Below are 24,180 nucleotides of genomic sequence, written 5' to 3' on the forward strand. Positions count from 1 at the left end.
TAATGATCAAGCTCGGCATCGTGATGGACCCCATCGCAAACATCAACATCAAGAAAGATTCCAGTTTCGCTATGTTGCTGGAAGCACAGCGTCGTGGTTACGAACTTCACTATATGGAGATGGGCGATCTGTATCTGATCAATGGCGAAGCCCGCGCCCATACCCGCACGCTGAACGTGAAGCAGAACTACGAAGAGTGGTTTTCGTTCGTCGGTGAACAGGATCTGCCGCTGGCCGATCTCGATGTGATCCTGATGCGTAAAGACCCGCCGTTTGATACCGAGTTTATCTACGCGACCTATATTCTGGAACGTGCCGAAGAGAAAGGGACGCTGATCGTTAACAAGCCGCAGAGCCTGCGCGACTGTAACGAGAAACTGTTTACCGCCTGGTTCTCTGACTTAACGCCAGAAACGCTGGTTACGCGCAATAAAGCGCAGCTAAAAGCGTTCTGGGAGAAACACAGCGACATCATTCTTAAGCCGCTGGACGGTATGGGCGGCGCGTCGATTTTCCGCGTGAAAGAAGGCGATCCAAACCTCGGCGTGATTGCCGAAACCCTGACTGAGCATGGCACTTGCTACTGCATGGCGCAAAATTACCTGCCAGCCATTAAAGATGGCGACAAACGCGTGCTGGTGGTGGATGGCGAGCCGGTACCGTACTGCCTGGCGCGTATTCCGCAGGGGGGCGAAACCCGTGGCAATCTGGCTGCCGGTGGTCGCGGTGAACCTCGTCCGCTGACGGAAAGTGACTGGAAAATCGCCCGTCAGATCGGGCCGACGCTGAAAGAAAAAGGGCTGATTTTTGTTGGTCTGGATATCATCGGCGACCGTCTGACTGAAATTAACGTCACCAGCCCAACCTGTATTCGTGAGATTGAAGCAGAGTTTCCGGTGTCGATCACCGGAATGTTAATGGATGCCATCGAAGCACGTTTACAGCAGCAGTAACCCACCTTAGCGAGAAGGATCTCGTTGAGACTCTGAGTGACAGCGCCCTTCTTTCCACGCATACTGGGCGCTGTTGCTTTTTTGAACCAGGAAACAGAACCTCTGACAATGAATTTACAGCATCACTTTCTTATTGCCATGCCTGCTCTCCAGGATCCGATTTTCCGTCGTTCCGTGGTCTACATTTGCGAACATAATACCAATGGTGCAATGGGGATCATCGTCAACAAGCCGCTGGAAAATCTCAAAATTGAAGGGATTCTGGAAAAGCTGAAGATCACGCCGGAGCCGCGTGATGAATCAATCCGTCTGGATAAACCGGTTATGCTCGGCGGCCCACTGGCTGAAGATCGCGGGTTTATTTTGCATACTCCGCCCTCCAATTTTGCTTCCAGCATTCGCATTTCAGACAACACGGTGATGACCACTTCCCGCGATGTGCTGGAAACGCTCGGCACCGATAAACAACCGTCTGACGTATTGGTGGCTCTGGGCTATGCCTCCTGGGAAAAAGGTCAACTGGAACAAGAAATTCTCGATAACGCGTGGCTAACGGCCCCGGCGGATCTGAATATTCTGTTCAAAACGCCGATTGCCGACCGCTGGCGCGAGGCGGCAAAACTGATTGGTGTGGATATTCTCACCATGCCTGGTGTGGCAGGACACGCCTGATGAGTGGAACCTTACTCGCCTTCGACTTCGGCACCAAAAGCATTGGCGTAGCGGTCGGCCAACGCATTACCGGCACCGCTCGCCCTTTGCCTGCAATTAAAGCGCAGGACGGTACGCCGGACTGGAACCTCATCGAACGTTTACTGAAAGAGTGGCAGCCTGACGAAATCATCGTCGGTTTGCCGCTGAATATGGACGGCACCGAACAGCCGTTAACCGCCAGAGCGCGCAAATTTGCCAACCGTATTCATGGTCGTTTCGGTGTTGAAGTAAAGCTCCATGACGAGCGTCTTAGCACTGTGGAAGCCCGTTCCGGTCTTTTTGAACAGGGCGGCTATCGGGCGCTCAACAAAGGCAAAGTTGACTCTGCCTCTGCGGTTATTATTCTCGAAAGCTATTTCGAGCAGGGATATTAAGGCGATCTAAAAGCCTGGCGGATAGTCGTTACCGCCATCTTGCCGGATGCGGCGTGAACGCCTTATCCAGCACACATCTGGCAGCGGCTGTAGGTCTGATAAGACGCGTTAGCGTCGCATCAGACATTTATTGCCTTTATAGGCCCTATAAACTTGCGCATCGGGCATGGCAACGTCACAAACGCCCTTCCCCCACCCGCTGCTGATAACTCTGCTGAAACGTTAACATCCCCACCTTCTGCCCGGTTTGAATAACATGCGGTAACTGGTGGGTTTTCCCTTCGCGAATCAAATTCCCCACCGCGGGAGTGTTAATCAGTAATTCAAACAGCGCCACGCGTCCTTCCTGTTTATCCACTTCCAGCTTTTGTGACAGCACTGCCCGTAAACTACCCGCAAGTTGATTACGTACGGGATCTTTTTCCTGCGCCGGAAATGAATCCACCAGTCGCTCAACTGCCTGCGCGGCACCACGTGTATGTAAGGTTGCCAGCACCAGATGCCCGGTTTCTGCCGCCGTCAGCGCCAGACGGATTGTCTCACTGTCACGTAGCTCTCCGAGCAAAATCACATCAGGATCTTCCCGCAATGCAGCCCGCAACCCCGATGCGAACGTCATACAGTGCAAACCAATTTCCCGCTGCTGGATCAAACATCGCTGGCTGGCATAGAGATATTCCACAGGATCTTCCAGCGTCAGAATATGCGCATCGGCATGTTGATTAAGATAGCCAACCATCGCCGCCAGCGTGGTAGATTTGCCACTCCCCGTAGCCCCCGTCACCAGAATCAGGCCATTCTCGCTCTTGAGTAATTCCGGCAATACCGGTGGTGCACCAAGCTGTTCGAGCTGTGGACAGTGCGAAGGTAACAACCGTAATGCCAGAGAAATACCTTGCCGTTGCGCGAACGCACTGCCACGCAACCGCTGGTTTTCCGCCAGCGACACGGCAAAATCCAGCTGGCCATTTTCCAGCAATATTGCCCGCTGATCGTCATCCAGCCACTCCCGCAGTAGCTCTTCGACGTCCGGCGCATCAAACGGCGCAGCTTCCATTCTGCCACGAATGCGCCATCGTGCGGGCCAGGCGCTGCACAGGTGTAGATCCGAGACGTTATGCTTTACACTAAGGGCCACAATTTCTTCCATATTCATACTAAGATCCTCGGAAAATGAACGATATTGCGCATAACCTGGCACAGGTCCGGGACAAAATCTCAGCGGCTGCAACGCGTTGCGGCCGTTCTCCAGAAGAAATTACGCTGCTTGCAGTCAGTAAAACAAAACCTGCGAGCGCCATCGCAGAAGCCATTGATGCCGGGCAGCGTCAATTTGGTGAAAACTACGTTCAGGAAGGGGTAGATAAAATTCGCCACTTTCAGGAACTGGGCGTAACAGGATTAGAATGGCATTTTATTGGCCCGTTGCAGTCTAATAAAAGCCGCCTAGTGGCAGAGCATTTCGACTGGTGTCATACCATCGACCGTTTGCGCATTGCTACCCGCCTCAACGAGCAGCGCCCGGCAGAACTTCCCCCTCTTAACGTACTGATTCAAATTAATATTAGTGATGAAAACAGTAAGTCCGGGATTCAACTGGCAGAACTGGACGAGCTGGCAGCGGCGGTCGCTGAACTACCGCGTTTACGTCTGCGCGGGCTGATGGCAATCCCTGCGCTTGAGTCAGAATATGTAAGGCAGTTTGAAGTTGCACGCCAAATGGCTGTAGCATTTGCCGGACTGAAAACGCGCTACCCGCATATCGACACGCTCTCTCTGGGAATGTCGGACGATATGGAAGCCGCCATTGCGGCAGGTAGCACGATGGTTCGTATCGGCACTGCAATTTTTGGTGCGCGTGATTACTCTAAAAAATAAGGAATTAAAGGAACGCCATGAATACGTTGACTTTCCTGCTTTCAACGGTCATTGAGCTGTATACAATGGTGCTGTTATTACGCATCTGGATGCAGTGTGCTCATTGTGATTTTTACACCCCCTTCTCACAGTTTGTAGTGAAGGTAGCGCAGCCAATTATCGGGCCACTGCGCCGCGTTATTCCGGCAATGGGTCCCATTGACAGCGCCTCGCTGCTGGTTGCCTATATTCTCAGTTTTATCAAAGCCATTGTGCTGTTTGAAGTGGTGACCTTCCTGCCAATCATCTGGATTGCCGGTTTACTGATTCTGCTGAAAACCATCGGCTTGCTGATTTTCTGGGTCCTGCTGGTGATGGCGATTATGAGCTGGGTAAGCCAGGGTCGTAGCCCGATTGAATACGTGCTGATTCAGCTGGCCGATCCGCTGCTGCGCCCGATTCGCCGCTTGCTACCGGCAATGGGTGGGATTGATTTCTCGCCGATGATCCTCGTTCTGCTGCTGTATGCCATCAATATGGGTGTCGCAGAAGTATTACAGGCAACCGGAAACATGCTGCTGCCGGGGCTGTGGATGGCGTTATGAGTGCCGTAACAGTTAATGATGACGGTCTGGTTTTACGGCTCTATATTCAGCCGAAAGCCAGCCGTGATTCTATTGTCGGTTTACATGGCGACGAAGTTAAAGTCGCCATTACCGCGCCGCCGGTTGACGGCCAGGCCAACAGTCATCTGGTGAAGTTTCTCGGTAAGCAATTCCGGGTTGCCAAAAGCCAGGTGGTGATTGAAAAAGGCGAACTTGGCCGCCACAAACAAATTAAAATCATTAATCCGCAACAAATCCCGCCAGAAATCGCGGCGTTAATTAATTAGGTATCCTATGCAAAAAGTTGTCCTCGCAACCGGCAATGCCGGTAAAGTGCGTGAGCTGGCGTCGCTGCTTAGCGACTTTGGTCTTGATATCGTGGCCCAAACAGACCTCGGCGTTGATTCCGCTGAAGAAACCGGCCTAACCTTTATCGAAAACGCGATTCTGAAAGCGCGCCATGCGGCAAAAGTGACCGGTTTACCGGCAATTGCCGACGACTCTGGTCTGGCGGTAGATGCGCTGGGTGGCGCGCCGGGTATTTACTCCGCGCGTTATTCCGGTGAAGACGCGACCGATCAAAAGAATCTGCAAAAACTGTTGGAAACACTGAAAGACGTACCGGACGACCAACGTCAGGCGCGTTTCCACTGCGTGCTGGTATATCTGCGTCACGCGGAAGATCCGACTCCGCTGGTATGCCACGGCAGCTGGCCGGGCGTGATTACTCGCGAACCAGCGGGCACTGGTGGCTTTGGTTATGATCCAATCTTCTTCGTACCTTCCGAAGGGAAAACCGCCGCCGAACTGACCCGCGAAGAAAAGAGCGCCATTTCCCACCGTGGTCAGGCGTTGAAACTGCTGCTGGACGCTTTACGTAATGGTTAAATTACCGCCGCTGAGTCTCTACATTCACATCCCGTGGTGCGTGCAGAAATGCCCGTACTGCGATTTCAACTCTCACGCGTTGAAAGGAGAAGTGCCGCACGACGATTATGTTCAGCATCTGCTTTGCGATCTGGACAATGATGTGGCTTACGCTCAGGGCCGTGAAGTAAAGACAATCTTTATTGGCGGTGGTACGCCGAGCCTGCTTTCCGGCCCGGCGATGCAAACGCTGCTAGACGGCGTGCGTGCGCGTTTGCCGCTGGCAGCGGATGCAGAAATTACTATGGAAGCGAACCCAGGCACGGTAGAAGCGGATCGCTTTGTCGATTATCAGCGTGCTGGTGTAAACCGCATCTCTATTGGTGTGCAGAGTTTTAGCGAAGAAAAGCTGAAACGACTTGGGCGTATTCATGGCCCGCAAGAAGCGAAACGAGCGGCAAAGCTGGCGAGCGGTTTAGGGTTACGTAGCTTTAACCTTGATTTGATGCATGGACTACCGGATCAATCACTGGAAGAGGCGCTTGGCGATCTACGCCAGGCCATTGAACTGAATCCGCCGCATCTTTCCTGGTATCAACTGACTATCGAACCTAATACGCTGTTTGGCTCGCGACCGCCGGTGCTGCCGGACGATGACGCGCTGTGGGATATTTTCGAACAGGGGCATCAGTTATTAACCGCAGCGGGTTATCAGCAATATGAAACTTCCGCTTACGCCAAACCCGGTTATCAGTGCCAGCACAATCTCAACTACTGGCGCTTTGGTGACTACATCGGTATTGGCTGCGGCGCGCACGGCAAAGTGACCTTCCCGGATGGGCGCATTCTGCGTACCACTAAAACGCGTCATCCTCGTGGTTTTATGCAAGGAAGGTATCTGGAAAGCCAGCGTGATGTCGAAGCCGCAGATAAGCCGTTTGAGTTCTTTATGAATCGCTTCCGTCTGCTGGAGGCCGCGCCGCGCGTGGAGTTTATTGCGTATACCGGGCTTTGCGAAGATGTGATTCGCCCACAGTTAGACGAGGCGATTGCCCAGGGTTATCTCACCGAATGTGCGGATTACTGGCAGATAACGGAACATGGTAAATTATTCTTAAACTCACTTCTTGAATTATTCCTCGCTGAGTAATCATTAATGCGCCTGCGGGCGCATTAATCACTTCTTTTATCCCCCCGTTAATTAACCTCGGCAGAAATATATTTCTTACTGAATAAATATCGACGACATTTATTATATATATTTAGTGAATATTTACTAATCATTCATTGATTATAAATATGTACAACCTGGCGCACAAATTTAATATTTAATTTCTGACTTTATTTCAAGTTGTGATAAACATAGACAAGTTGTCAGACAGGTTAACCAATTTGTCGCACAAATCACTGATAAGCACAATTAGATATCAACCAATTTCCATCCTTCAACAGGGAGTTTTTTTATGAAAATGAGGTCATTTACCCGCTCATTAGTCTGCGCATCCTTGCTGGCTCTGGTTAGCACTGGCGTAAACGCCGCAGAAAAAGTGGCGTTAAAGTTAGCACACAACCTGGAAAGAAGTCATGTTGTACATCAGAGTTTTGAAGAGCTGGCGAAAGAGGTAAAACAGCTGTCAAAAGGTAATATGGTGATCCGTATTTATCCCAGCAGCCAGATGGGTAATGCGCGAGAAACTATGGAATTGTTGCAAAATGGCGCACTGGATATGACCAAAGGTTCCGCCAGTGATCTGGAGTCTTTTGATAATATTTATGCTATCTATAATTTGCCGTTCTTATTAAGTTGTTTTTGGTGAAGTTGGTAAAGAAATTATGGACTCAACAAAAGACAAAGGCTTTTTTGCTTTATCAGCTTATGTAGCGGGTACTCGCAGTTTCTATGCGAAAAAACCGATTACAAAGCCAGAAGATCTTAAAGGACTGAAAATTCGTGTTCAGCCAAGTCCGACCACCATCAAAATGATTGAACTGATGGGTGGTTCACCCACTCCAATTTCATTTGGCGAAGTTTATACTGCGATGCAGCAAGGTGTAGTAGATGGCGCAGAAAATAACGTGCCTTCCTGGATGCAGACTCGACATATTGAAATTGCCAAAGTTTTTTCTGAAGATGAACACGCCTCAATTCCTGACTTTTTGGTTATCTCCACCAAAACATGGAATAAATTAACCCCAGAACAGCAACAAATCCTCGAAACAGCGGCGAAGAAATCCGAAGCTTATCAACAAAAATTGTGGGAAAAAATTGACGCTGACACACGTGCTCAGGCGAAAGCTATGGGGGGTGAAATTGTAAAAGTGGATAAAGCGCCATTCCGTAAAGCCGTGCAACCTCTGTTTGACGACTTCAAAAAAGATCCAAAACAAGCTGCTTTGTTAGAGAAATTCGACAACGCTGCTCAATAATATTCCGGGCCAGCCTCTGGCCCTGATTTTCCAGGATGCTTACAATGATATTTAACCGCCTGAAACTTGCGGTAGACCGCGTCATTGCCACGTTTTCTGTCGCCGTAATGCTTGCTCTGGTTGTATGCGTAGTCTGGCAAGTATTTAGCCGCTACGTACTTAACCAGCCAAGTACATTAACCGATGAGCTGGCACGCTTTTTGATGATCTGGGTAGGATTATTAGGTGCTGCATATACCGTCGGCGCGCAGCGACATCTCTCTATTGATTTATTTGCTCTCGCCCTGAATAAGCGCAAACAATTACTTCTTAGTATAGTCATTAACGTTCTCATTTTAGGTTTTGCCGGTTCGGTCATTGTGACTGGTGGCCTGAAATTAATTGATAAAACACTGGCAACATCACAGGTATCTGCCGCTATGCAAATACCGATGGGATACGTATATATCATTCTGCCATTAAGTGGAGTGGTAATGATGTTTTATGCCTTGTGTTTTATTAATCAAAGCATTCAACAACTGAAACAACCTGCGCAGGAGGCCAGTTAATGGATAGGGTAATGACTCCAACTTACTGATAGTGTTTTATGTTCAGATAATGCCCGATGACCTTGTCATGCAGCTCCACCGATTTTGAGAACGACAGTGACTTCCGTCCCAGCCTTGCCAGATGTTGTCTCAGATTCAGATTATGTCGCTCAATGCGCTGAGTGTAACGCTTGCTGATAACGTGCAGCTTTCCCTTCAGGCGTGATTCATACAGCGGCCAGCCATCCGTCATCCATACCACGACCTCAAAGGCCGACAGCAGGCTCAGAAGACGCTCCAGTGTGGCCAGAGTGCGTTCACCGAAGACGTGCGCCACAACCGTCCTCCGTATCCTGTCATACGCGTAAAACAGCCAGCGCTGACGTGATTTAGCACCGACGTAGCCCCAATGTTCGTCCATTTCAGCGCAGACAATCACATCACTGCCCGGTTGTATGCGCGAGGTTACCGACTGCGGCCTGAGTTTTTTAAGTGACGTAAAACCGTGTTGAGGCCAACGCCCATAATGCGTGCACTGGCGCGACATCCGACGCCATTCATGGCCATATCAATGATTTTCTGGTGCGTACCGGGCTGAGAGGCGGTGTAAGTGAACTGTAGTTGCCATGTTTTACGGCAATGAGAGCAGAGATAGCGCTGATGTCCGGCAGTGCTTTTGCCGTTACGCACCACGCCTTCAGTAGCGGAGCAGGAAGGACATCTGATGGAAATGGAAGCCACGCAAGCACCTTAAAATCACCATCATACACTAAATCAGTAAGTTGGCAGCATTACCAATGGATAGTTATATCGCGATTACACTGTTTGGCTGTTTTTTTGTGCTGGTCTTTATTGGTGTGCCCATTTCGTTCTCAATCGGTATTGCCACTGTAGCTTCAATGCTTTTGATGTTTCCCTGGGATATCGCGGCAATCACTGTTTCGCAACGACTGGCTAATGGACTGGATAACTTTGCCCTGTTGGCAATCCCCTTTTTCATCTTTGCCGGAACACTGATGAACAGCGGCGGTATTGCGATACGTTTGATTAACCTCGCCCAGGTAATGGTTGGCCGCGTTCCTGGTTCGCTTGGTCATGTGAACGTCCTGGCGAATATGATGTTTGGTTCCATTTCTGGTTCAGCCGTTGCGGCAGCTGCTGCCGTTGGTGGCACACTGAATCCCATTCAGACCAAAGAAGGTTATGATCCGGCATTTTCTACCGCTGTAAACGTCTCATCTTGTATTACTGGATTACTGATACCGCCCTCAAACGTGTTAATTGTGTTTTCCCTGACAGCTGGCGGCGTTTCTGTAGCATCGCTGTTTATGGCGGGATATTTGCCAGGGATCTTAATGGGTCTTGCGGTAATGATAGTCTGCGGCATTATTGCTAAACGCCGTGGCTACCCGCTTTCAGAAAGAGCAACCTTTGCTCAGGCCTGTAAAGCGTTTCTGGATGCCTTACCAAGTTTGCTTCTGGTGTTCATTGTGATGGGCGGCATTCTGGGCGGCATTTTTACCGCAACTGAAGCGTCAGCAATTGCCGTTGTCTACACATTTATTCTCTCGGTGCTGATTTACCGGGAAGTAAAATGGCGCCATTTACCCAAACTGATTCTGGAGTCGGTTGTTACCACTTCGATTGTATTACTGTTGATCGGTTTTTCCGTGGGCATGTCCTGGGCAATGACTAATGCTGATATTCCTTATATGATCAGCGACGCATTGATGGGGATTTCTGATAACCCACTGATCATATTGCTGCTGATTAATATCGTCTTATTAATTGTCGGCATCTTTATGGACATGACACCGGCTGTACTAATCTTTACACCGATCTTCTTGCCGATTGCACAAGAGCTGGGAATGGACCCAGTACATTTCGGTATTATGATGGTGGCCAACCTTTGTATTGGGCTGTTAACACCGCCGGTGGGTAGTGCGCTATTTGTTGGTTGTTCTATCTCGGGTGTGAAGATTCAACATTTAATCAAACCATTGCTGCTATTTTATGCTGCATTGCTAGTAGCGTTGATGATGATCACTTACATTCCGCAAATATCCTTGTTCATTCCACAGCTACTAGGGCTAATGTAAAAAATAATTTGCCGGATAACTTTTTATATTATCCGGCAAAGGCACTTAACATGAGTTACTTAATCACCCCATTGCGCCGCAGTTGTTCGGTATCTTTTTTCTAGCGTTCATTAGCTTGGTTGATATCGTCAATTTTCATCAAAATCGCGACTTTTTTACTGTTTATTTCTGAAACTTTCATCGTTAACGGATATTGCCCTTTTTCGAGCGTTACCCAGTCATCCTGCAATTTACGGCTGAGTTTTTGTGATTGCAGAAAAGTCTGTCGCCGTTGTTCGTTGATATCGAAATCTCGTTTCTGCTGAATCGGCACTTCATAACACTCTTCACTCTGTTTATGACATGCCGCAATCGCCGGTTGATAAACCTCTTTGTCATATTTAACCGCGAACGCCTCGCTATCGTTCTGTTTATTAAACTCATCACGCTGTTGGTGAATTTTTTTAAAGGCTTCTTCGCGGGTCATTTGCTTACCGTTTGCATCTTTTCCCCAATATGCATCCGCTGCTTTCTGCGCCGCCACCATTTGCTTATCAAGCGCTTTCACTTCCTTTTCCAGCGCAGGAATCGAGTTCTTCTGGGTATTCAACGCAGATTCAAGCTGACTAAAGCGATAATTGAAATCTTCGCTATTCACGATCAGATATTTATTATTCGTTTTGATATCGTCGACCACCCGCCCACGATCGCTGGCTGCCGCCTGAAAAGAGTAAAAGTTCACCGACCAGCCAGACGCGGGCGTTCCTTTACTGGTTAACATCGCCGAGAATTTTACCGGTTTATCTTTCGTCCAGGTCTGTTCGAGCAGTTCGTAATCTGCCAACTGACCGACCCAGGTATAGAGATCGTCACTGGAAGAGACATCGCCTTCCGCTGACCAGGTGGCCTGATTACCCTTAGCATCAAGATTTTTTAAGCTGATGGCATCAAGCTTGAGAATGCCGTGATACTGCTTTTTGAATTGATCTTTTAAGATATTTTCAGTTGGCGGTTCGCCATCTGCCCAGGCATTACCAGTCATCAACATAAGCAGCGCCGTGCCAACAATCCATTGCTTTTTCACCCGAAAACCCTCGCGCGGAATAATTTATTCCGGTGATTATCATTAGGGTAATGAAAATTGGCAATGGACGTAAGTCTGAAGTGAAAAAGCCCCGGCACGATGCCGGGACGAGGTGATTAGTACTGATTGAAAATCTGCTGGATCTGCTGCGGATCTTTGGTTTGCGTCAGAGCCAGCTGCAGCAGGACGCGCGCTTTTTGCGGGTTCAGCGTGCCAGAGGCGACGAAGCCGTATTTCGCATCATCCACTTCAGCATCCTGAGTGGTAGCACCCGTCGGTACGCGGGAAGAACGCACTACTGCAGTGCCGTTTTTCGCGGCGGTTGCCAGGGTGTCGAACACGGATTTATACAGGTTACCATTACCCACACCAGCGCTAACGATGCCATCATAGCCCGCATCTACCAGTGCTTTAGCCGGAAGATCGGATGCGTTAGCGTAGTTATAAACGATGCCGACTTTCGGCAGCTCATTCAGCTTAGAGACATCGAATGGCGTATCGCTGGTGTGCTTACGTGCCGGGGTACGTTGGTAATCAATCTTACCGTTGTGAATGTATCCCAGAGGACCGTAGTTAACAGACTTGAAGGTCGCTACGTCGGTGGTGTTGGTTTTGGTGACATCGCGACCGTCCAGTACGGTGTCGTTCATCACCACCAGCACGCCACGATTAGCGGAGGCTTTATCAGCTGCGGTCACTACCGCGTTATACAGGTTGAATGGACCGTCTGCGCTCATGGACGTGGACGGGCGCATTGCGCCGACCATCACCACCGGTTTGTCGCATTTCACCGTCAGGTCGAGGAAGTAAGCAGTTTCTTCCATCGTGTCGGTACCGTGGGTAATGACGAAGCCGTCGGTTTTATCGCAGTCGGCGTTAATTTTTTTCGCCAGTGTCAGCCAGACATTATCGTTCATGTCCTGGGAGCCGATATTCACTACCTGCTCGCCTTTAACGTTCGCAATGTCTTTTAGTTGCGGCACCGCATTAACCAGATTTTCTACGCCAACTTTACCCGCTGTGTAGTTAGATTTGGTTGCGGAGTCACCACCACCGGCAATGGTCCCGCCGGTTGCTAAAATGGTGATATTGGGTAATGCCAATGCTGCACCACTAAAACCCATAACCAGTGCGGCAAGTGCCGTCTTTTTGAAAAACTCCATTTCATTCCTCCAGTTACGTGGACGCTACGCATTATCCCTTAGCTTTGCATGGGAAATTTGACGTTAAACAATTTACAACGTGAATATATTTTGGAGATCTACAAAGTTAGAGGCAGGTAACAAAACGAAGAATTAAACGGCATAAAAAAGTATTATGCCGTCTTAAAATAGAGGATTATTTTAAATTCCCGACCAGGGCTTTGCGGCTATCTTCCAGAGTCACAACGCGGCTACAAACATCTTTGCCAAACTGCTGGAAATCTTTTTCCTGCTTTTTCCACTCGGTTTGGATTGAGGATTGCAGACCGCCCAAGCTTCCCAGCACATTCTGTAATGGGTTACCGCCGCTTTTCAGCACCGCTTTCGCGCCCATTTCATTAATGCTGTCCTGTAAAATTCCGCCCATTGCCTGATTCACTAGTTGCTGGCCTTCGGCGCGAACCTGATCAATGGCTTTATAGTGGAACGTCAGGCCATCGCTGCGCGTTTCGATAATGCGATTCATCTGCTCTTTAAGCTGCGCATCAAGTTTGGTCAGACGGCTGCGCATTTTGCTGCTGTCGCCCATCTCCTGAACGATAATTTTATCCAGCGCAATACGGGCTTTCTCGACGCGGCTTTTCGCGCCTTCATCAATCCACGGCAGCGTGCTACGTAGTTCAGCCTGATAATCCTTCGCCTGCTCGCGCTGGGCGGCATTCAGGGAATATTGCTTACCGTTATACATCACGTTGCCGTCTGGCGTGATCACCAGATTGCCGTTTTCGCCCTTCACCTGCACGGTTTGCGGGCTGACAATCACATCGTCACGCGGCGTGACGCTGCACTGGTAGTCGGCGTGAGCGGTCATTGCCGTCACTGAAAGTGCTGCCGCCAGCAGCATTTTGCGCATCATAGTCTTCCCTCAAGAACAAATCAGGCCAGCATATGCTGGCCCCAGATTGATAACAAAGTACGCGTTTTCCATGCCGGATGCGGCGTAAACGCCTTATCCCGCCTACTCGATCGTGCATCTCTGTAGGCCTGATAAGCGTAGCGCATCAGGCAGTTTTGCATTTGTCATCGCCCGTATGCTTTCTTAGTCCCACCAAACGTCGAAAAGTTCGCTGGTGCGTACCTCATCCAGTTTGCACTCTTCCAGCCACTTACGCACAATCGCCTGATGTTCTTCGGTGCATTTGCCGATTTCCTGCATGCAGATCAGACCTTCCCAGGCCAGATAACCGCTGCCGTCAAAGGCCAGTTTGTTCGGTTCGATAACCTCGTTAATAAAGTCATCAACGATTTTATCAATCTGTTCTTCCGATGTACCTTCCGGGAATCGCCATGCCACCGAAAATCCTAATTCCTGGAATTCGTCGATGTGCATTTTTTTACGCAGACGACGGCTACGGTTCTTTGCCATTATTTCACCCTCTCGAACATTAAGTCCCATACTCCGTGACCAAGACGATGACCACGTTGTTCAAATTTCGTCACCGGACGTGATGCCGGACGCGGTACGTAATCATTGCTCTCTGACAGGTTTTTATAACCGTCAATAGAAGACATCACTTCAAGCATATGTTCCGCATAAGGTTCCCAGTCGGTCGCCATATGGAATACGCCCCCCAGCTGCAGTTTGCTTTTTACCAGTTCGGCAAACGGCACCTGAACGATACGGCGTTTATTATGGCGCGCTTTGTGCCACGGGTCAGGGAAAAAGAGCTGCACCATGCGCAATGAATTGTCAGGAATCATTTTATGCAGCACTTCAACCGCATCGTGACACATCACGCGCAGGTTGCTTAAACCTTCTTCATGCGCAGAAGCCAGGCACGCACCAACGCCCGGTGAATGCACTTCAATGCCGAGGAAGTCCTGCTCGGGGCGATCTTTAGCCATTGCCACCAGCGACGCCCCCATGCCAAAACCAATCTCAAGCGTCACCGGCGCTTCACGGCCAAAAAGCGCGGGGAAATCCAGCATATCTTCACTGAACTCAACGCCCATCACCGGCCAGTAGTTTTCCAGCGCATGTTCCTGGCCTTTGGTCAGTCGCCCCTGGCGGCGCACAAAACTACGGATACGGCGCAGTGGGCGGCCGTTTTCATCAAATTCCGGTGAAATGACGTCGTTTTTCATAAAGATTTAGTCGCTTGTGAAAGTGTTCTGAAAACGGGCATTATCCAAAGTTAGTTGCCGGATGCAAGCATGATAAGGCCGTGGCTGCGGAAAGTTCCGGTTTACACCCTGCCGTCGCTGTGCTGCAATCTTGCCCCCAACAACAGTGAAGTCGGTGACCATGCAAGCGTCGCAATTTTCAGCCCAGGTTCTGGACTGGTACGATAAATACGGGCGGAAAACGCTGCCCTGGCAAATTGACAAGACGCCCTACAAAGTATGGCTCTCAGAAGTGATGTTGCAACAAACTCAGGTTGCGACCGTTATCCCCTATTTTGAACGCTTTATGGCGCACTTCCCGACGGTGACCGATCTCGCCAATGCGCCGCTCGACGAAGTTCTCCACTTGTGGACCGGGCTTGGCTATTACGCCCGCGCGCGCAACCTGCATAAAGCGGCACAACAAGTGGCGACCTTACACGGTGGTAAATTCCCGGAAACCTTTGAAGAAGTCGCGGCGTTACCGGGCGTCGGGCGTTCCACCGCAGGCGCGATTCTCTCGCTTTCTCTGGGTAAGCACTTTCCGATTCTCGACGGTAACGTCAAACGCGTGCTGGCGCGCTGCTATGCTGTAAGCGGCTGGCCTGGGAAAAAAGAGGTCGAGAATAAACTATGGAGTTTGAGCGAGCAGGTGACGCCCGCGGTCGGCGTGGAACGGTTTAATCAGGCGATGATGGATTTGGGCGCGATGATTTGCACGCGTTCGAAGCCGAAATGTTCGCTCTGTCCGCTACAAAACGGATGTATTGCCGCCACCAACAATAGCTGGTCGCTTTATCCGGGCAAAAAACCGAAACAGACGCTGCCGGAGCGCACCGGCTACTTTCTCCTGTTACAGCACGAAGATGAAGTATTGCTGGCGCAGCGTCCGCCGAGCGGATTGTGGGGCGGTTTATACTGTTTCCCGCAGTTTGCCGACGAAGAAAGTTTGCGGCATTGGCTGGCACAACGGCAGATTGCTGCCGATAACCTGACGCAACTGACCGCGTTTCGCCATACCTTCAGCCATTTCCACTTAGATATTGTGCCTATGTGGCTTCCCGTGTCGTCATTCACCGGCTGCATGGATGAAGGCAATGCGCTCTGGTATAACTTAGCGCAACCGCCGTCAGTTGGCCTGGCGGCTCCCGTGGAGCGTTTGTTACAGCAGTTACGCACTGGCGCGCCGGTTTAGCGCGTGAGTCGATAAAGAGGATGATTTATGAGCAGAACGATTTTTTGTACTTTCCTGCAACGTGAAGCAGAAGGTCAGGATTTTCAGCTGTACCCCGGCGAGCTGGGAAAACGCATCTATAACGAGATCTCCAAAGAAGCCTGGGCGCAGTGGCAGCACAAACAAACCATGCTGATTAATGAAAAGAAACTCAACATGATGAATGCCGAGCACCGCAAGCTGCTGGAGCAGGAGATGGTCAACTTCCTGTTCGAGGGTAAAGAGGTGCATATCGAGGGCTATACGCCGGAAGATAAAAAATAAAAACAGTGCCGGAGCACGCCTCCGGCAGCTTGCATAAAAACAAACACAACACGCACCCGGAATGATGAAAAAATATCTCGCGCTGGCTTTGATTGCGCCGTTGCTCATCTCCTGTTCGACGACCAAAAAAGGCGATACCTATAACGAAGCCTGGGTCAAAGATACCAACGGTTTTGATATTCTGATGGGGCAATTTGCCCACAATATTGAGAACATCTGGGGCTTCAAAGAGGTGGTGATCGCCGGTCCTAAGGACTACGTGAAATACACCGATCAATATCAGACCCGCAGCCACATCAACTTCGATGACGGTACGATTACTATCGAAACCATCGCCGGGACAGAACCTGCCGCGCATTTGCGCCGGGCAATTATCAAAACGTTGCTGATGGGTGACGATCCGAGTTCGGTCGATCTCTATTCCGACGTTGATGATATTACAATTTCGAAAGAACCTTTCCTTTACGGTCAGGTGGTGGACAACACCGGGCAGCCGATTCGCTGGGAAGGTCGCGCAAGCAACTTCGCGGATTATCTGCTGAAAAACCGTCTGAAAAGCCGCAGCAACGGGCTACGTATCATCTACAGCGTCACCATTAACATGGTGCCGAACCACCTTGATAAACGTGCGCACAAATATCTCGGCATGGTCCGCCAGGCGTCACGGAAATATGGCGTTGATGAGTCGCTGATTCTGGCAATTATGCAGACTGAATCTTCCTTTAACCCGTATGCGGTCAGCCGTTCCGATGCGCTGGGATTAATGCAGGTGGTACAAAATACTGCCGGGAAAGATGTGTTCCGCTCGCAGGGGAAATCCGGCACGCCGAGCCGCAGTTTCTTGTTTGATCCTGCCAGCAATATTGATACCGGCACCGCGTATCTGGCGATGCTGAACAATGTTTATCTCGGCGGAATTGATAACCCAACATCGCGGCGTTATGCCGTCATCACCGCCTATAACGGCGGCGCAGGCAGCGTGCTGCGAGTCTTTTCGAATGATAAGATTCAGGCTGCCAATATTATTAACACCATGACGCCGGGCGATGTTTATCAGACGCTGACGACCCGCCATCCCTCTGCGGAATCTCGCCGTTATCTTTATAAAGTGAATACCGCGCAAAAATCCTACCGCCGCCGATAATTCCATTAACCGCCCCTGACGATGCTCAGGGGCAAAAATGTTATCCACATCACAATTTCGTTTTGCAAATTGGGAATGTTTGCAATTATTTGCCACAGGTAACAAAAAACCAGTCCGCGAAGTTGATAGAATCCCATCATCTCGCACGGTCAAATGTGCTTTTTCAAACACTCATCCGCATCACGATGTGAGGAAATTAACATGAATCTTAAGCTGCAGCTGAAAATCCTCTCTTTTCTGCAGTTCTGTCTGTGGGGAAGTTGGCTGACGACCCTCGGCTCCTATATGTTTGTTACCCTGAAGTTTGACGGTGCTTCTATTGGCGCAGTTTATAGCTCACTGGGTATCGCCGCGGTATTTATGCCTGCGCTGCTGGGGATTGTGGCCGACAAATGGTTAAGTGCGAAATGGGTATATGCCATTTGCCACACCATTGGCGCTATCACGCTGTTCATGGCGGCACAGGTCACGACGCCGGAAGCGATGTTCCTTGTGATATTGATTAACTCGTTTGCTTATATGCCAACGCTTGGGTTAATCAACACCATCTCTTACTATCGCCTGCAAAATGCCGGGATGGATATCGTTACTGACTTCCCGCCAATCCGTATCTGGGGCACCATCGGCTTTATCATGGCAATGTGGGTGGTGAGCCTGTCTGGCTTCGAATTAAGCCACATGCAGCTGTATATTGGCGCAGCACTTTCCGCCATTCTGGTTCTGTTTACCCTGACTCTGCCGCATATTCCGGTTGCTAAACAGCAAGCGAATCAGAGCTGGACAACCCTGCTGGGCCTCGATGCATTCGCGCTGTTTAAAAACAAGCGTATGGCAATCTTCTTCATCTTCTCAATGCTGCTGGGCGCGGAACTGCAGATTACCAACATGTTCGGTAATACCTTCCTGCACAGCTTCGACAAAGATCCGATGTTTGCCAGCAGCTTCATCGTGCAGCATGCGTCAATCATCATGTCGATTTCGCAGATCTCTGAAACCCTGTTCATTCTGACCATCCCGTTCTTCTTAAGCCGCTACGGTATTAAGAACGTAATGATGATCAGTATTGTGGCGTGGATCCTGCGTTTTGCGCTGTTTGCTTACGGCGACCCGACTCCGTTCGGTACTGTACTGCTGGTACTGTCGATGATCGTTTACGGTTGCGCATTCGACTTCTTCAACATCTCTGGTTCGGTGTTTGTCGAAAAAGAAGTTAGCCCGGCAATTCGCGCCAGTGCACAAGGGATGTTCCTGATGATGACTAACGGCTTCGGCTGTATCCTCGGCGGCATCGTGAGCGGTAAAGTTGTTGAGATGTACACCCAAAACGGCATTACCGACTGGCAGACCGTATGGTTGATTTTCGCTGGTTATTCCGTGGTTCTGGCCTTCGCGTTCATGGCGATGTTCAAATATAAACACGTTCGTGTCCCGACAGGCACACAGACGGTTAGCCACTAATTACGCAAAGAAAAACGGGTCGCCAGAAGGTGACCCGTTTTTTTATTCTTACTTCAACACATAACCGTACAATCGTTTCATGCCATCCGCATCGGTTTCGCTATAGACACCTTGCAACTCCGGCGAAAATCCCGGCAACAAATTCACGCCTTCTTCCAGCGCAAGGAAATAACGTTGAACCGCCCCACCCCAGACTTCCCCGGGTACCACGCAAAGCACGCCAGGTGGATAAGGCAACGCCCCTTCTGCCGCAATTCGCCCTTCGGCATCACGAATCCGCACCAACTCCACTTCACCGCGAATATAAGCGCTATGCGCATCCTGGGGGTTCATCACCACTGACGGGAAACTCTGCTGGCGGAACATCGCTTTTTGTAGGTCTTTGACGTCGAAACTGACATACAGATCGTGCATCTCCTGACACAACTGGCGCAGGGTGTAGTCGCGATAGCGCACCGGATATTTGTTATAAACGCTCGGCAACACCTCAGCCAGCGACGAGTCATCCTCAATATGCTGTTCAAATTGCGCCAGCATCGCCACCAGTTGTGCCAGCTTCTCGTGGCTTTCCGCCGGAGTTAATAAGAACAGAATGGAGTTGAGATCGCACTTCTCCGGCACAATGCCGTTCTCACGCAGATAGTGCGCCAGAATCGTCGCCGGAACGCCAAAGTCGCTATATTCGCCGGTTTCGGCATTGATACCTGGTGTAGTGAGTAACAGCTTGCACGGATCAACAAAATACTGATCCGCGGCATATCCTTCAAAGCCGTGCCACTTCGCCCCCGGCTCAAAACTGAAAAAACGGCGGTCGCTGGCTAACACTGATGTCGGATAATCCTGCCACAATTTGCCATCAACAACGGGCGGGATAAACGGGCGGAACAGCTTACAGCGCGCAAGAATAGCCTTGCGCGACTCAATACCCAACTCAACGCACTCAGCCCACAGCCGACGCCCACTCTCCCCTTCATGAATTTTGGCGTTAACATCCAGTGCAGCAAACAGCGGATAGAAAGGGCTGGTAGAAGCATGGAGCATAAAGGCGTTATTCAACCGCTTATGCGGGCAAAAACGCGCCTGTCCGCGGATATGGTTATCTTTTTTATGGATCTGCGACGTCTGTGAGAATCCAGCCTGCTGTTTGTGCACCAACTGGGTCACAAAAATCCCCGGATCGTTTTCGTTAAGTTCTAACAGCAGCGGCGAGCTATCCGCCATCATCGAGATAAACTGTTCGTAACCGACCCACGCGGAATCAAACAGAATGTAATCACACAGATGCCCAATGGTATCGATCACCTGACGGGCGTTATAGACAGTGCCGTCATAGGTTCCCAGCTGAATAATCGTCAGGCGAAACGGGCGCGGCAGGTCGGCTTTTTCTGGCGCAACGTCGCGAATTTGCTGGCGCAGATACTCTTCATTAAAACAGTGCGCATCAATACCGCCAATGAAACCAAACGGGTTACGTGAAGCTTCCAGATAGACCGGCGTCGTCCCCGCCTGAATCAGCGCGCCGTGATGATTCGACTTATGGTTGTTACGGTCGAAGAGCACCAGATCGCCACGCGTTAACAGCGCATTCGTCACCACTTTATTCGCTGCCGATGTGCCGTTCAGCACAAAATAGGTTTTATCGGCATGAAAGACTTTGGCTGCGAATTTCTGCGCATCTTTCGCCGATCCTTCATGAATAAGCAGATCGCCCAATTTTACGTCAGCGTTACACATATCGGCGCGAAAGACGTTCTCACCAAAGAAATCGTAAAAATGGCGTCCGGCAGGATGCTTTTTAAAGAACGCACCATGTTGATGTCCAGGGCAAGCAAAGGTGCTGTTGCCCATCTCAACGTACTGCGTCAGCGTGTCATAAAACGGTGGCAGCAAATTCTCTTCATACTGACAGGCTGCGGATTCCAGCTCCAGCCACTGCTGCTCGTTGCCGTTGATTACCGCCGTAACGCCCGCAGGTAATTCAACAGCATGTTCGGAATACAAAAACACCGGTAGATGAAAACCGGTGCGCTTAAGCAACGCAAGAATGCCACTGCGACTATCCGCAGCGGTAATGACGACTGCCGCGACGTCCGTAAAATCAGTATCTCCCAACGCCACCACGCGGCGATGAGAAGAAAGTCGGGATACCAGTTCACTACTGGCGGCAATATTCATTGATTTCATAAGCGCAAACCCGTTTCGGGGAAGTAAGAATACCGGACAAGGTGGAAAACCCTGCCCCATGAGATATGGGTCAAACTGGTCACCAGCTCCGACCGCCAGACATCAGTAAAAGCAGAAACGCTCTGATTTTACTGTTGTCCTGCAGTGAGCGTGCGTTAACTTCACCGCATGAGCAGTAACATAGAAAGGGAAACGTTTCGCGCGAAACGGCGATAAGCGAGAGAATGTAAGGAGATGGCGTGCATCGGGCAAACTCCGTACAGAGAGGAGAAAATTCGCGCAATCATGGCACCTTTCGCTAAGGCGTGCAAGCCAGGACTTTGCGACCAGACAAGCCATCAACAAGGCAAAAAGTTCATAATAAGAAAATCAAACAATACAGCTAACAGGAACTCTTGTGGTCATCGGCCCTTTTATCAACGCTAGTGCAGTCTTACTGGGTGGCGTTCTCGGCGCACTGCTCAGCCAACGCTTACCGGAACGTATCCGCGTCTCCATGACATCTATTTTTGGTCTGGCATCGCTGGGGATTGGTATTTTACTGGTTGTGAAATGCGCCAACCTTCCAGCGATGGTTTTAGCTACGCTACTTGGCGCTCTAATTGGCGAAATTTGTTTGCTGGAGAAAGGTGTCAATACAGCAGTCGCCAAAGCACAAAATCTGTTTCGTCACTCACGTAAGAAGCCAGCGCATGAATCTTTTATTCAGAATTATGTCGCGATTATTGTCCTGTTTTGCGCCAGCGGCACCGGGATCTTCGGGGCGATGAACGAAGGGATGACCGGCGATCCGAGTATTTTAATCGCCAAGTCATTTCTTGATTTCTTTACGGCGATGATCTTCGCCTGCTCGCTGGGTATTGCGGTGTCGGTAATTAGTATCCCATTACTGATCATCCAGTTAACGCTGGCGTGGGCTGCCGCGCTGATATTACCGCTGATCACACCGTCGATGATGGCAGACTTCAGCGCCGTAGGCGGTTTATTGCTGCTGGCAACCGGATTACGCATCTGTGGCATTAAAATGTTCCCGGTGGTCAACATGCTTCCAGCACTCCTTCTGGCAATGCCGCTTTCCGCCGCCTGGACCGCCTGGTTTGCCTGACAATGCGTGCAATAGCGGCAAAGTGATGATAGATTGTGCAGTCTGCAGTAAATTGAAGAAATTTGATTGACGAGACGAGGCGAATCAGGTTTAATGCGCCCCGTTGCCCGGATAGCTCAGTCGGTAGAGCAGGGGATTGAAAATCCCCGTGTCCTTGGTTCGATTCCGAGTCCGGGCACCAAATTCATATCAACGGACCTCCACGGAGGTCCGTTTTTCGTTTCAGAACACCATGATTTAAGTGTTCTTCCTCCAAATCAATTCTACCGAACTCAACCAGATTCCCCCCACATCAACCCCATTGTGTGGGTATAATTGCGGGTATACCCCAGTTCGACAGAATTTGTACCCTCTTTAACGCATTCAGAAGGCTGAACTATGGCACTGACTGACGCAAAAATCCGGGCTGCAAAGCCCACTGACAAGGCTTATAAACTCACTGACGGGGCCGGCATGTTCCTGCTGGTTCATCCTAATGGTTCCCGTTACTGGCGTCTCCGTTATCGTATTCTGGGTAAGGAGAAGACTCTGGCACTTGGTGTGTATCCAGAAGTTTCTCTCTCCGAAGCTCGTACAAAACGGGATGAGGCCCGAAAACTGATTTCAGAGGGGATTGACCCTTGCGAACAGAAAAGAGTTAAAAAAGTTGTCCCTGATTTACAGCTCTCTTTTGAACATATTGCACGACGCTGGCATGCCAGTAATAAACAATGGGCACAATCACACAGCGATAAAGTACTCAAAAGCCTCGAGACACACGTTTTCCCCTTTATCGGCAACCGGGATATCACAACACTCAATACCCCGGACCTGCTTATCCCTGTTCGTGCTGCAGAAGCAAAACAAATTTATGAAATCGCCAGTCGTCTGCAGCAAAGAATATCTGCTGTAATGCGTTACGCCGTACAGTCTGGCATCATCAGATATAACCCGGCTCTGGATATGGCTGGTGCATTGACCACGGTAAAACGCCAGCATCGCCCTGCTCTGGAGCTTTCACGCCTGCCTGAACTTCTGTCGCGTATTGACGGTTATAAAGGCCAGCCTGTCACCCGACTGGCAGTTATGCTGAATTTACTGGTTTTTATTCGTTCCAGTGAACTCAGATATGCCCGCTGGTCGGAAATTGATATTGACAATTCCATGTGGACTATTCCAGCCGAACGCGAACCTCTGCCAGGCGTAAAATTCTCACACCGGGGATCCAAGATGCGAACACCACATCTTGTGCCACTCAGCAAACAGGTTGTAGCCATACTGGCAGAACTTCAGACATGGGCTGGTGAAAATGGTCTGATCTTTACGGGTGCACATGACCCGCGTAAACCAATCAGTGAAAATACTGTAAATAAAGCCCTGAGGGTGATGGGGTATGACACAACCCAGGAAGTCTGTGGCCATGGATTCCGGGCGATGGCGTGCAGTGCATTGATTGAATCAGGTTTGTGGTCCCGCGATGCTGTGGAACGTCAGATGAGCCATCAGGAGCGTAATGGTGTACGTGCTGCGTATATCCATAAAGCAGAACATCTGGAAGAACGGCGACTGATGTTGCAATGGTGGGCCGATTTTCTAGATGCGAACCGGGAGAAGGGTATCAGCCCGTTTGAATATGCAAAGATTAACAATCCATTAAAATAGTAAGCAGTCCGGGCAATCAGCCCGGACTGCTTTAACTAATTATTTTTCTTTGTAAATGATGACGAAGATTGATGTTTCTGACAAGTTACTCCGGCTTCCATTAAAGTCCCTTCGTCACGTTCTTCAGGCTATTTATGACTGTGATTAGCACCAGGAATATATGGTTTCCATGAGAGCAGGTAATAACCCCCGGTGTTTTCGGCTGCTCTGGTATCCCCGTCCAACACAGGTAGTTATTATAAACGGTAAAAAATGTATTCACTGTTATGAAATCAATAGTCCTGACGTACTGTTTAATGAGCTTGTGTTCTGAACCTTGTACAACCAGTTCATTTGATATCGAATTATAAACAAAACAT

General features: G+C 49.9%; 25 protein-coding genes, 1 tRNA gene, 1 pseudogene and 2 other annotated features. Of the genes and pseudogenes, 18 read left to right on the plus strand and 9 right to left on the minus strand.

The window, feature by feature from the left end; all coding sequences use genetic code 11:
- Nucleotides 1–2 precede the first annotated feature (2 nt).
- The 3 genes from gshB to yqgF are packed head-to-tail and all read left to right on the plus strand — an operon-like array spanning nucleotide 3 to nucleotide 2,041.
- Nucleotides 3–953: a glutathione synthetase gene (gene gshB / locus SF2938; protein ID NP_708712.1), complete on the plus strand. Its 951-nt coding sequence runs from the start codon at nucleotides 3–5 to the stop codon at nucleotides 951–953.
- Nucleotides 954–989: 36 nt separating this feature from the next.
- Entirely contained in the window at nucleotides 990–1,625 is a 636-nt protein-coding gene (gene yqgE, locus SF2939; protein ID NP_708713.3) for a hypothetical protein, read from the plus strand.
- Nucleotides 1,625–2,041 carry a Holliday junction resolvase-like protein gene (gene yqgF, locus SF2940; protein NP_708714.1) on the plus strand — a complete coding sequence of 139 codons (417 nt, stop codon included), beginning with the start codon at nucleotides 1,625–1,627 and terminating at the stop codon, nucleotides 2,039–2,041. Before yqgE ends, yqgF begins: the two co-directional genes overlap by 1 nt.
- A gap of 175 nt (nucleotides 2,042–2,216) precedes the next feature.
- Here yqgF and yggR read toward each other — a convergent pair whose 3' ends face one another.
- Nucleotides 2,217–3,242 carry a transporter gene (gene yggR, locus SF2942; protein NP_708715.2) on the minus strand — a complete coding sequence of 342 codons (1,026 nt, stop codon included), beginning with the start codon at nucleotides 3,240–3,242 and terminating at the stop codon, nucleotides 2,217–2,219.
- On the opposite strand from yggR, the gene yggS reads away from it, so the two are divergent.
- From yggS to SF2949, 7 genes and pseudogenes are all read left to right on the plus strand, one after another.
- Nucleotides 3,215–3,919: a hypothetical protein gene (gene yggS / locus SF2941; RefSeq protein NP_708716.1), complete on the plus strand. Its 705-nt coding sequence runs from the start codon at nucleotides 3,215–3,217 to the stop codon at nucleotides 3,917–3,919. The genes yggR and yggS overlap by 28 nt on opposite strands.
- A 17-nt stretch (nucleotides 3,920–3,936) precedes the next feature.
- Entirely contained in the window at nucleotides 3,937–4,503 is a 567-nt protein-coding gene (gene yggT, locus SF2943) for a resistance protein (protein ID NP_708717.1), read from the plus strand.
- Entirely contained in the window at nucleotides 4,488–4,790 is a 303-nt protein-coding gene (gene yggU / locus SF2944; protein NP_708718.3) for a hypothetical protein, read from the plus strand. The genes yggT and yggU overlap by 16 nt, the downstream gene beginning before the upstream one ends.
- Before the next feature lie 7 nt (nucleotides 4,791–4,797).
- Nucleotides 4,798–5,391, plus strand: coding sequence for a dITP/XTP pyrophosphatase (gene yggV, locus SF2945; RefSeq protein NP_708719.1), 594 nt, complete (start codon nucleotides 4,798–4,800; stop codon nucleotides 5,389–5,391).
- Nucleotides 5,384–6,520, plus strand: a complete 1,137-nt coding sequence (gene yggW, locus SF2946; protein ID NP_708720.1) for a HemN family oxidoreductase — start codon at nucleotides 5,384–5,386, stop codon at nucleotides 6,518–6,520. Before yggV ends, yggW begins: the two co-directional genes overlap by 8 nt.
- Nucleotides 6,475–10,478, plus strand: a sequence feature (SI#48). Its footprint overlaps the gene before it by 46 nt.
- Nucleotides 6,834–7,797 (plus strand): annotated as a pseudogene (locus SF2947). It overlaps the preceding feature by 964 nt.
- Nucleotides 7,842–8,345, plus strand: coding sequence for a hypothetical protein (locus SF2949; protein NP_708723.2), 504 nt, complete (start codon nucleotides 7,842–7,844; stop codon nucleotides 8,343–8,345).
- Nucleotides 8,353–9,120, minus strand: a mobile genetic element.
- On the opposite strand, the gene insB is transcribed toward SF2949, so the two are convergent.
- Together insB and insA are read right to left on the minus strand one after the other, a co-directional pair.
- Entirely contained in the window at nucleotides 8,368–8,763 is a 396-nt protein-coding gene (gene insB / locus SF2950; RefSeq protein NP_708724.1) for an insertion element IS1 protein InsB, read from the minus strand. (Overlaps the previous feature by 396 nt.)
- Nucleotides 8,790–9,065 carry an insertion element IS1 protein InsA gene (insA, locus tag SF2951; protein ID NP_708725.1) on the minus strand — a complete coding sequence of 92 codons (276 nt, stop codon included), beginning with the start codon at nucleotides 9,063–9,065 and terminating at the stop codon, nucleotides 8,790–8,792.
- On the opposite strand from insA, the gene SF2952 reads away from it, so the two are divergent.
- Nucleotides 9,122–10,423 carry a hypothetical protein gene (locus SF2952; protein NP_708726.2) on the plus strand — a complete coding sequence of 434 codons (1,302 nt, stop codon included), beginning with the start codon at nucleotides 9,122–9,124 and terminating at the stop codon, nucleotides 10,421–10,423.
- A gap of 45 nt (nucleotides 10,479–10,523) precedes the next feature.
- Here SF2952 and yggM read toward each other — a convergent pair.
- The 5 genes from yggM to trmB form a co-directional block, all read right to left on the minus strand.
- Nucleotides 10,524–11,486, minus strand: coding sequence for a hypothetical protein (gene yggM, locus SF2953; protein NP_708727.2), 963 nt, complete (start codon nucleotides 11,484–11,486; stop codon nucleotides 10,524–10,526).
- Between the two features lie 116 nt (nucleotides 11,487–11,602).
- Nucleotides 11,603–12,649: an L-asparaginase II gene (gene ansB / locus SF2954; protein ID NP_708728.1), complete on the minus strand. Its 1,047-nt coding sequence runs from the start codon at nucleotides 12,647–12,649 to the stop codon at nucleotides 11,603–11,605.
- A gap of 175 nt (nucleotides 12,650–12,824) precedes the next feature.
- Nucleotides 12,825–13,541, minus strand: a complete 717-nt coding sequence (yggN, locus tag SF2955; protein NP_708729.2) for a hypothetical protein — start codon at nucleotides 13,539–13,541, stop codon at nucleotides 12,825–12,827.
- Between the two features lie 186 nt (nucleotides 13,542–13,727).
- Nucleotides 13,728–14,084: a hypothetical protein gene (gene yggL / locus SF2956; protein NP_708730.3), complete on the minus strand. Its 357-nt coding sequence runs from the start codon at nucleotides 14,082–14,084 to the stop codon at nucleotides 13,728–13,730.
- Nucleotides 14,054–14,773 (minus strand): tRNA (guanine-N(7)-)-methyltransferase, encoded by a 720-nt coding sequence (gene trmB / locus SF2957; RefSeq protein NP_708731.1) that lies wholly within the window; start codon nucleotides 14,771–14,773, stop codon nucleotides 14,054–14,056. The genes yggL and trmB overlap by 31 nt, the downstream gene beginning before the upstream one ends.
- Nucleotides 14,774–14,933: 160 nt before the next feature.
- Here trmB and mutY point away from each other — a divergent pair, with 160 nt between their 5' ends.
- The 4 genes from mutY to nupG all read left to right on the plus strand — a co-directional run bounded on the left by mutY (nucleotide 14,934) and on the right by nupG (nucleotide 18,891).
- Complete coding sequence (mutY, locus tag SF2958) at nucleotides 14,934–15,986, plus strand: A/G-specific adenine glycosylase (protein NP_708732.2); 1,053 nt, start codon at nucleotides 14,934–14,936, stop codon at nucleotides 15,984–15,986.
- Nucleotides 15,987–16,013: 27 nt separating this feature from the next.
- Nucleotides 16,014–16,289: an oxidative damage protection protein gene (gene yggX, locus SF2959; protein NP_708733.1), complete on the plus strand. Its 276-nt coding sequence runs from the start codon at nucleotides 16,014–16,016 to the stop codon at nucleotides 16,287–16,289.
- Between the two features lie 61 nt (nucleotides 16,290–16,350).
- Nucleotides 16,351–17,433, plus strand: coding sequence for a murein transglycosylase C (gene mltC, locus SF2960; protein NP_708734.1), 1,083 nt, complete (start codon nucleotides 16,351–16,353; stop codon nucleotides 17,431–17,433).
- A gap of 153 nt (nucleotides 17,434–17,586) precedes the next feature.
- Complete coding sequence (gene nupG / locus SF2961) at nucleotides 17,587–18,891, plus strand: nucleosides permease (RefSeq protein ID NP_708735.1); 1,305 nt, start codon at nucleotides 17,587–17,589, stop codon at nucleotides 18,889–18,891.
- Between the two features lie 48 nt (nucleotides 18,892–18,939).
- On the opposite strand, the gene speC is transcribed toward nupG, so the two are convergent.
- Nucleotides 18,940–21,135: an ornithine decarboxylase gene (gene speC, locus SF2962; RefSeq protein ID NP_708736.2), complete on the minus strand. Its 2,196-nt coding sequence runs from the start codon at nucleotides 21,133–21,135 to the stop codon at nucleotides 18,940–18,942.
- A gap of 337 nt (nucleotides 21,136–21,472) precedes the next feature.
- On the opposite strand from speC, the gene yqgA reads away from it, so the two are divergent.
- The 3 genes from yqgA to SF2964 all read left to right on the plus strand — a co-directional run bounded on the left by yqgA (nucleotide 21,473) and on the right by SF2964 (nucleotide 23,821).
- Complete coding sequence (gene yqgA / locus SF2963) at nucleotides 21,473–22,180, plus strand: transporter (RefSeq protein ID NP_708737.1); 708 nt, start codon at nucleotides 21,473–21,475, stop codon at nucleotides 22,178–22,180.
- Between the two features lie 105 nt (nucleotides 22,181–22,285).
- Nucleotides 22,286–22,361 (plus strand) — tRNA-Phe (locus SF4507).
- 197 nt (nucleotides 22,362–22,558) lie between these two features.
- Nucleotides 22,559–23,821 (plus strand): P4-type integrase, encoded by a 1,263-nt coding sequence (locus tag SF2964; RefSeq protein NP_708738.1) that lies wholly within the window; start codon nucleotides 22,559–22,561, stop codon nucleotides 23,819–23,821.
- Nucleotides 23,822–24,180: the final 359 nt, after the last annotated feature.

Source organism: Shigella flexneri 2a str. 301, assembly GCF_000006925.2.
In the GTDB taxonomy this organism is placed as follows: Bacteria; Pseudomonadota; Gammaproteobacteria; order Enterobacterales; family Enterobacteriaceae; genus ECMA0423.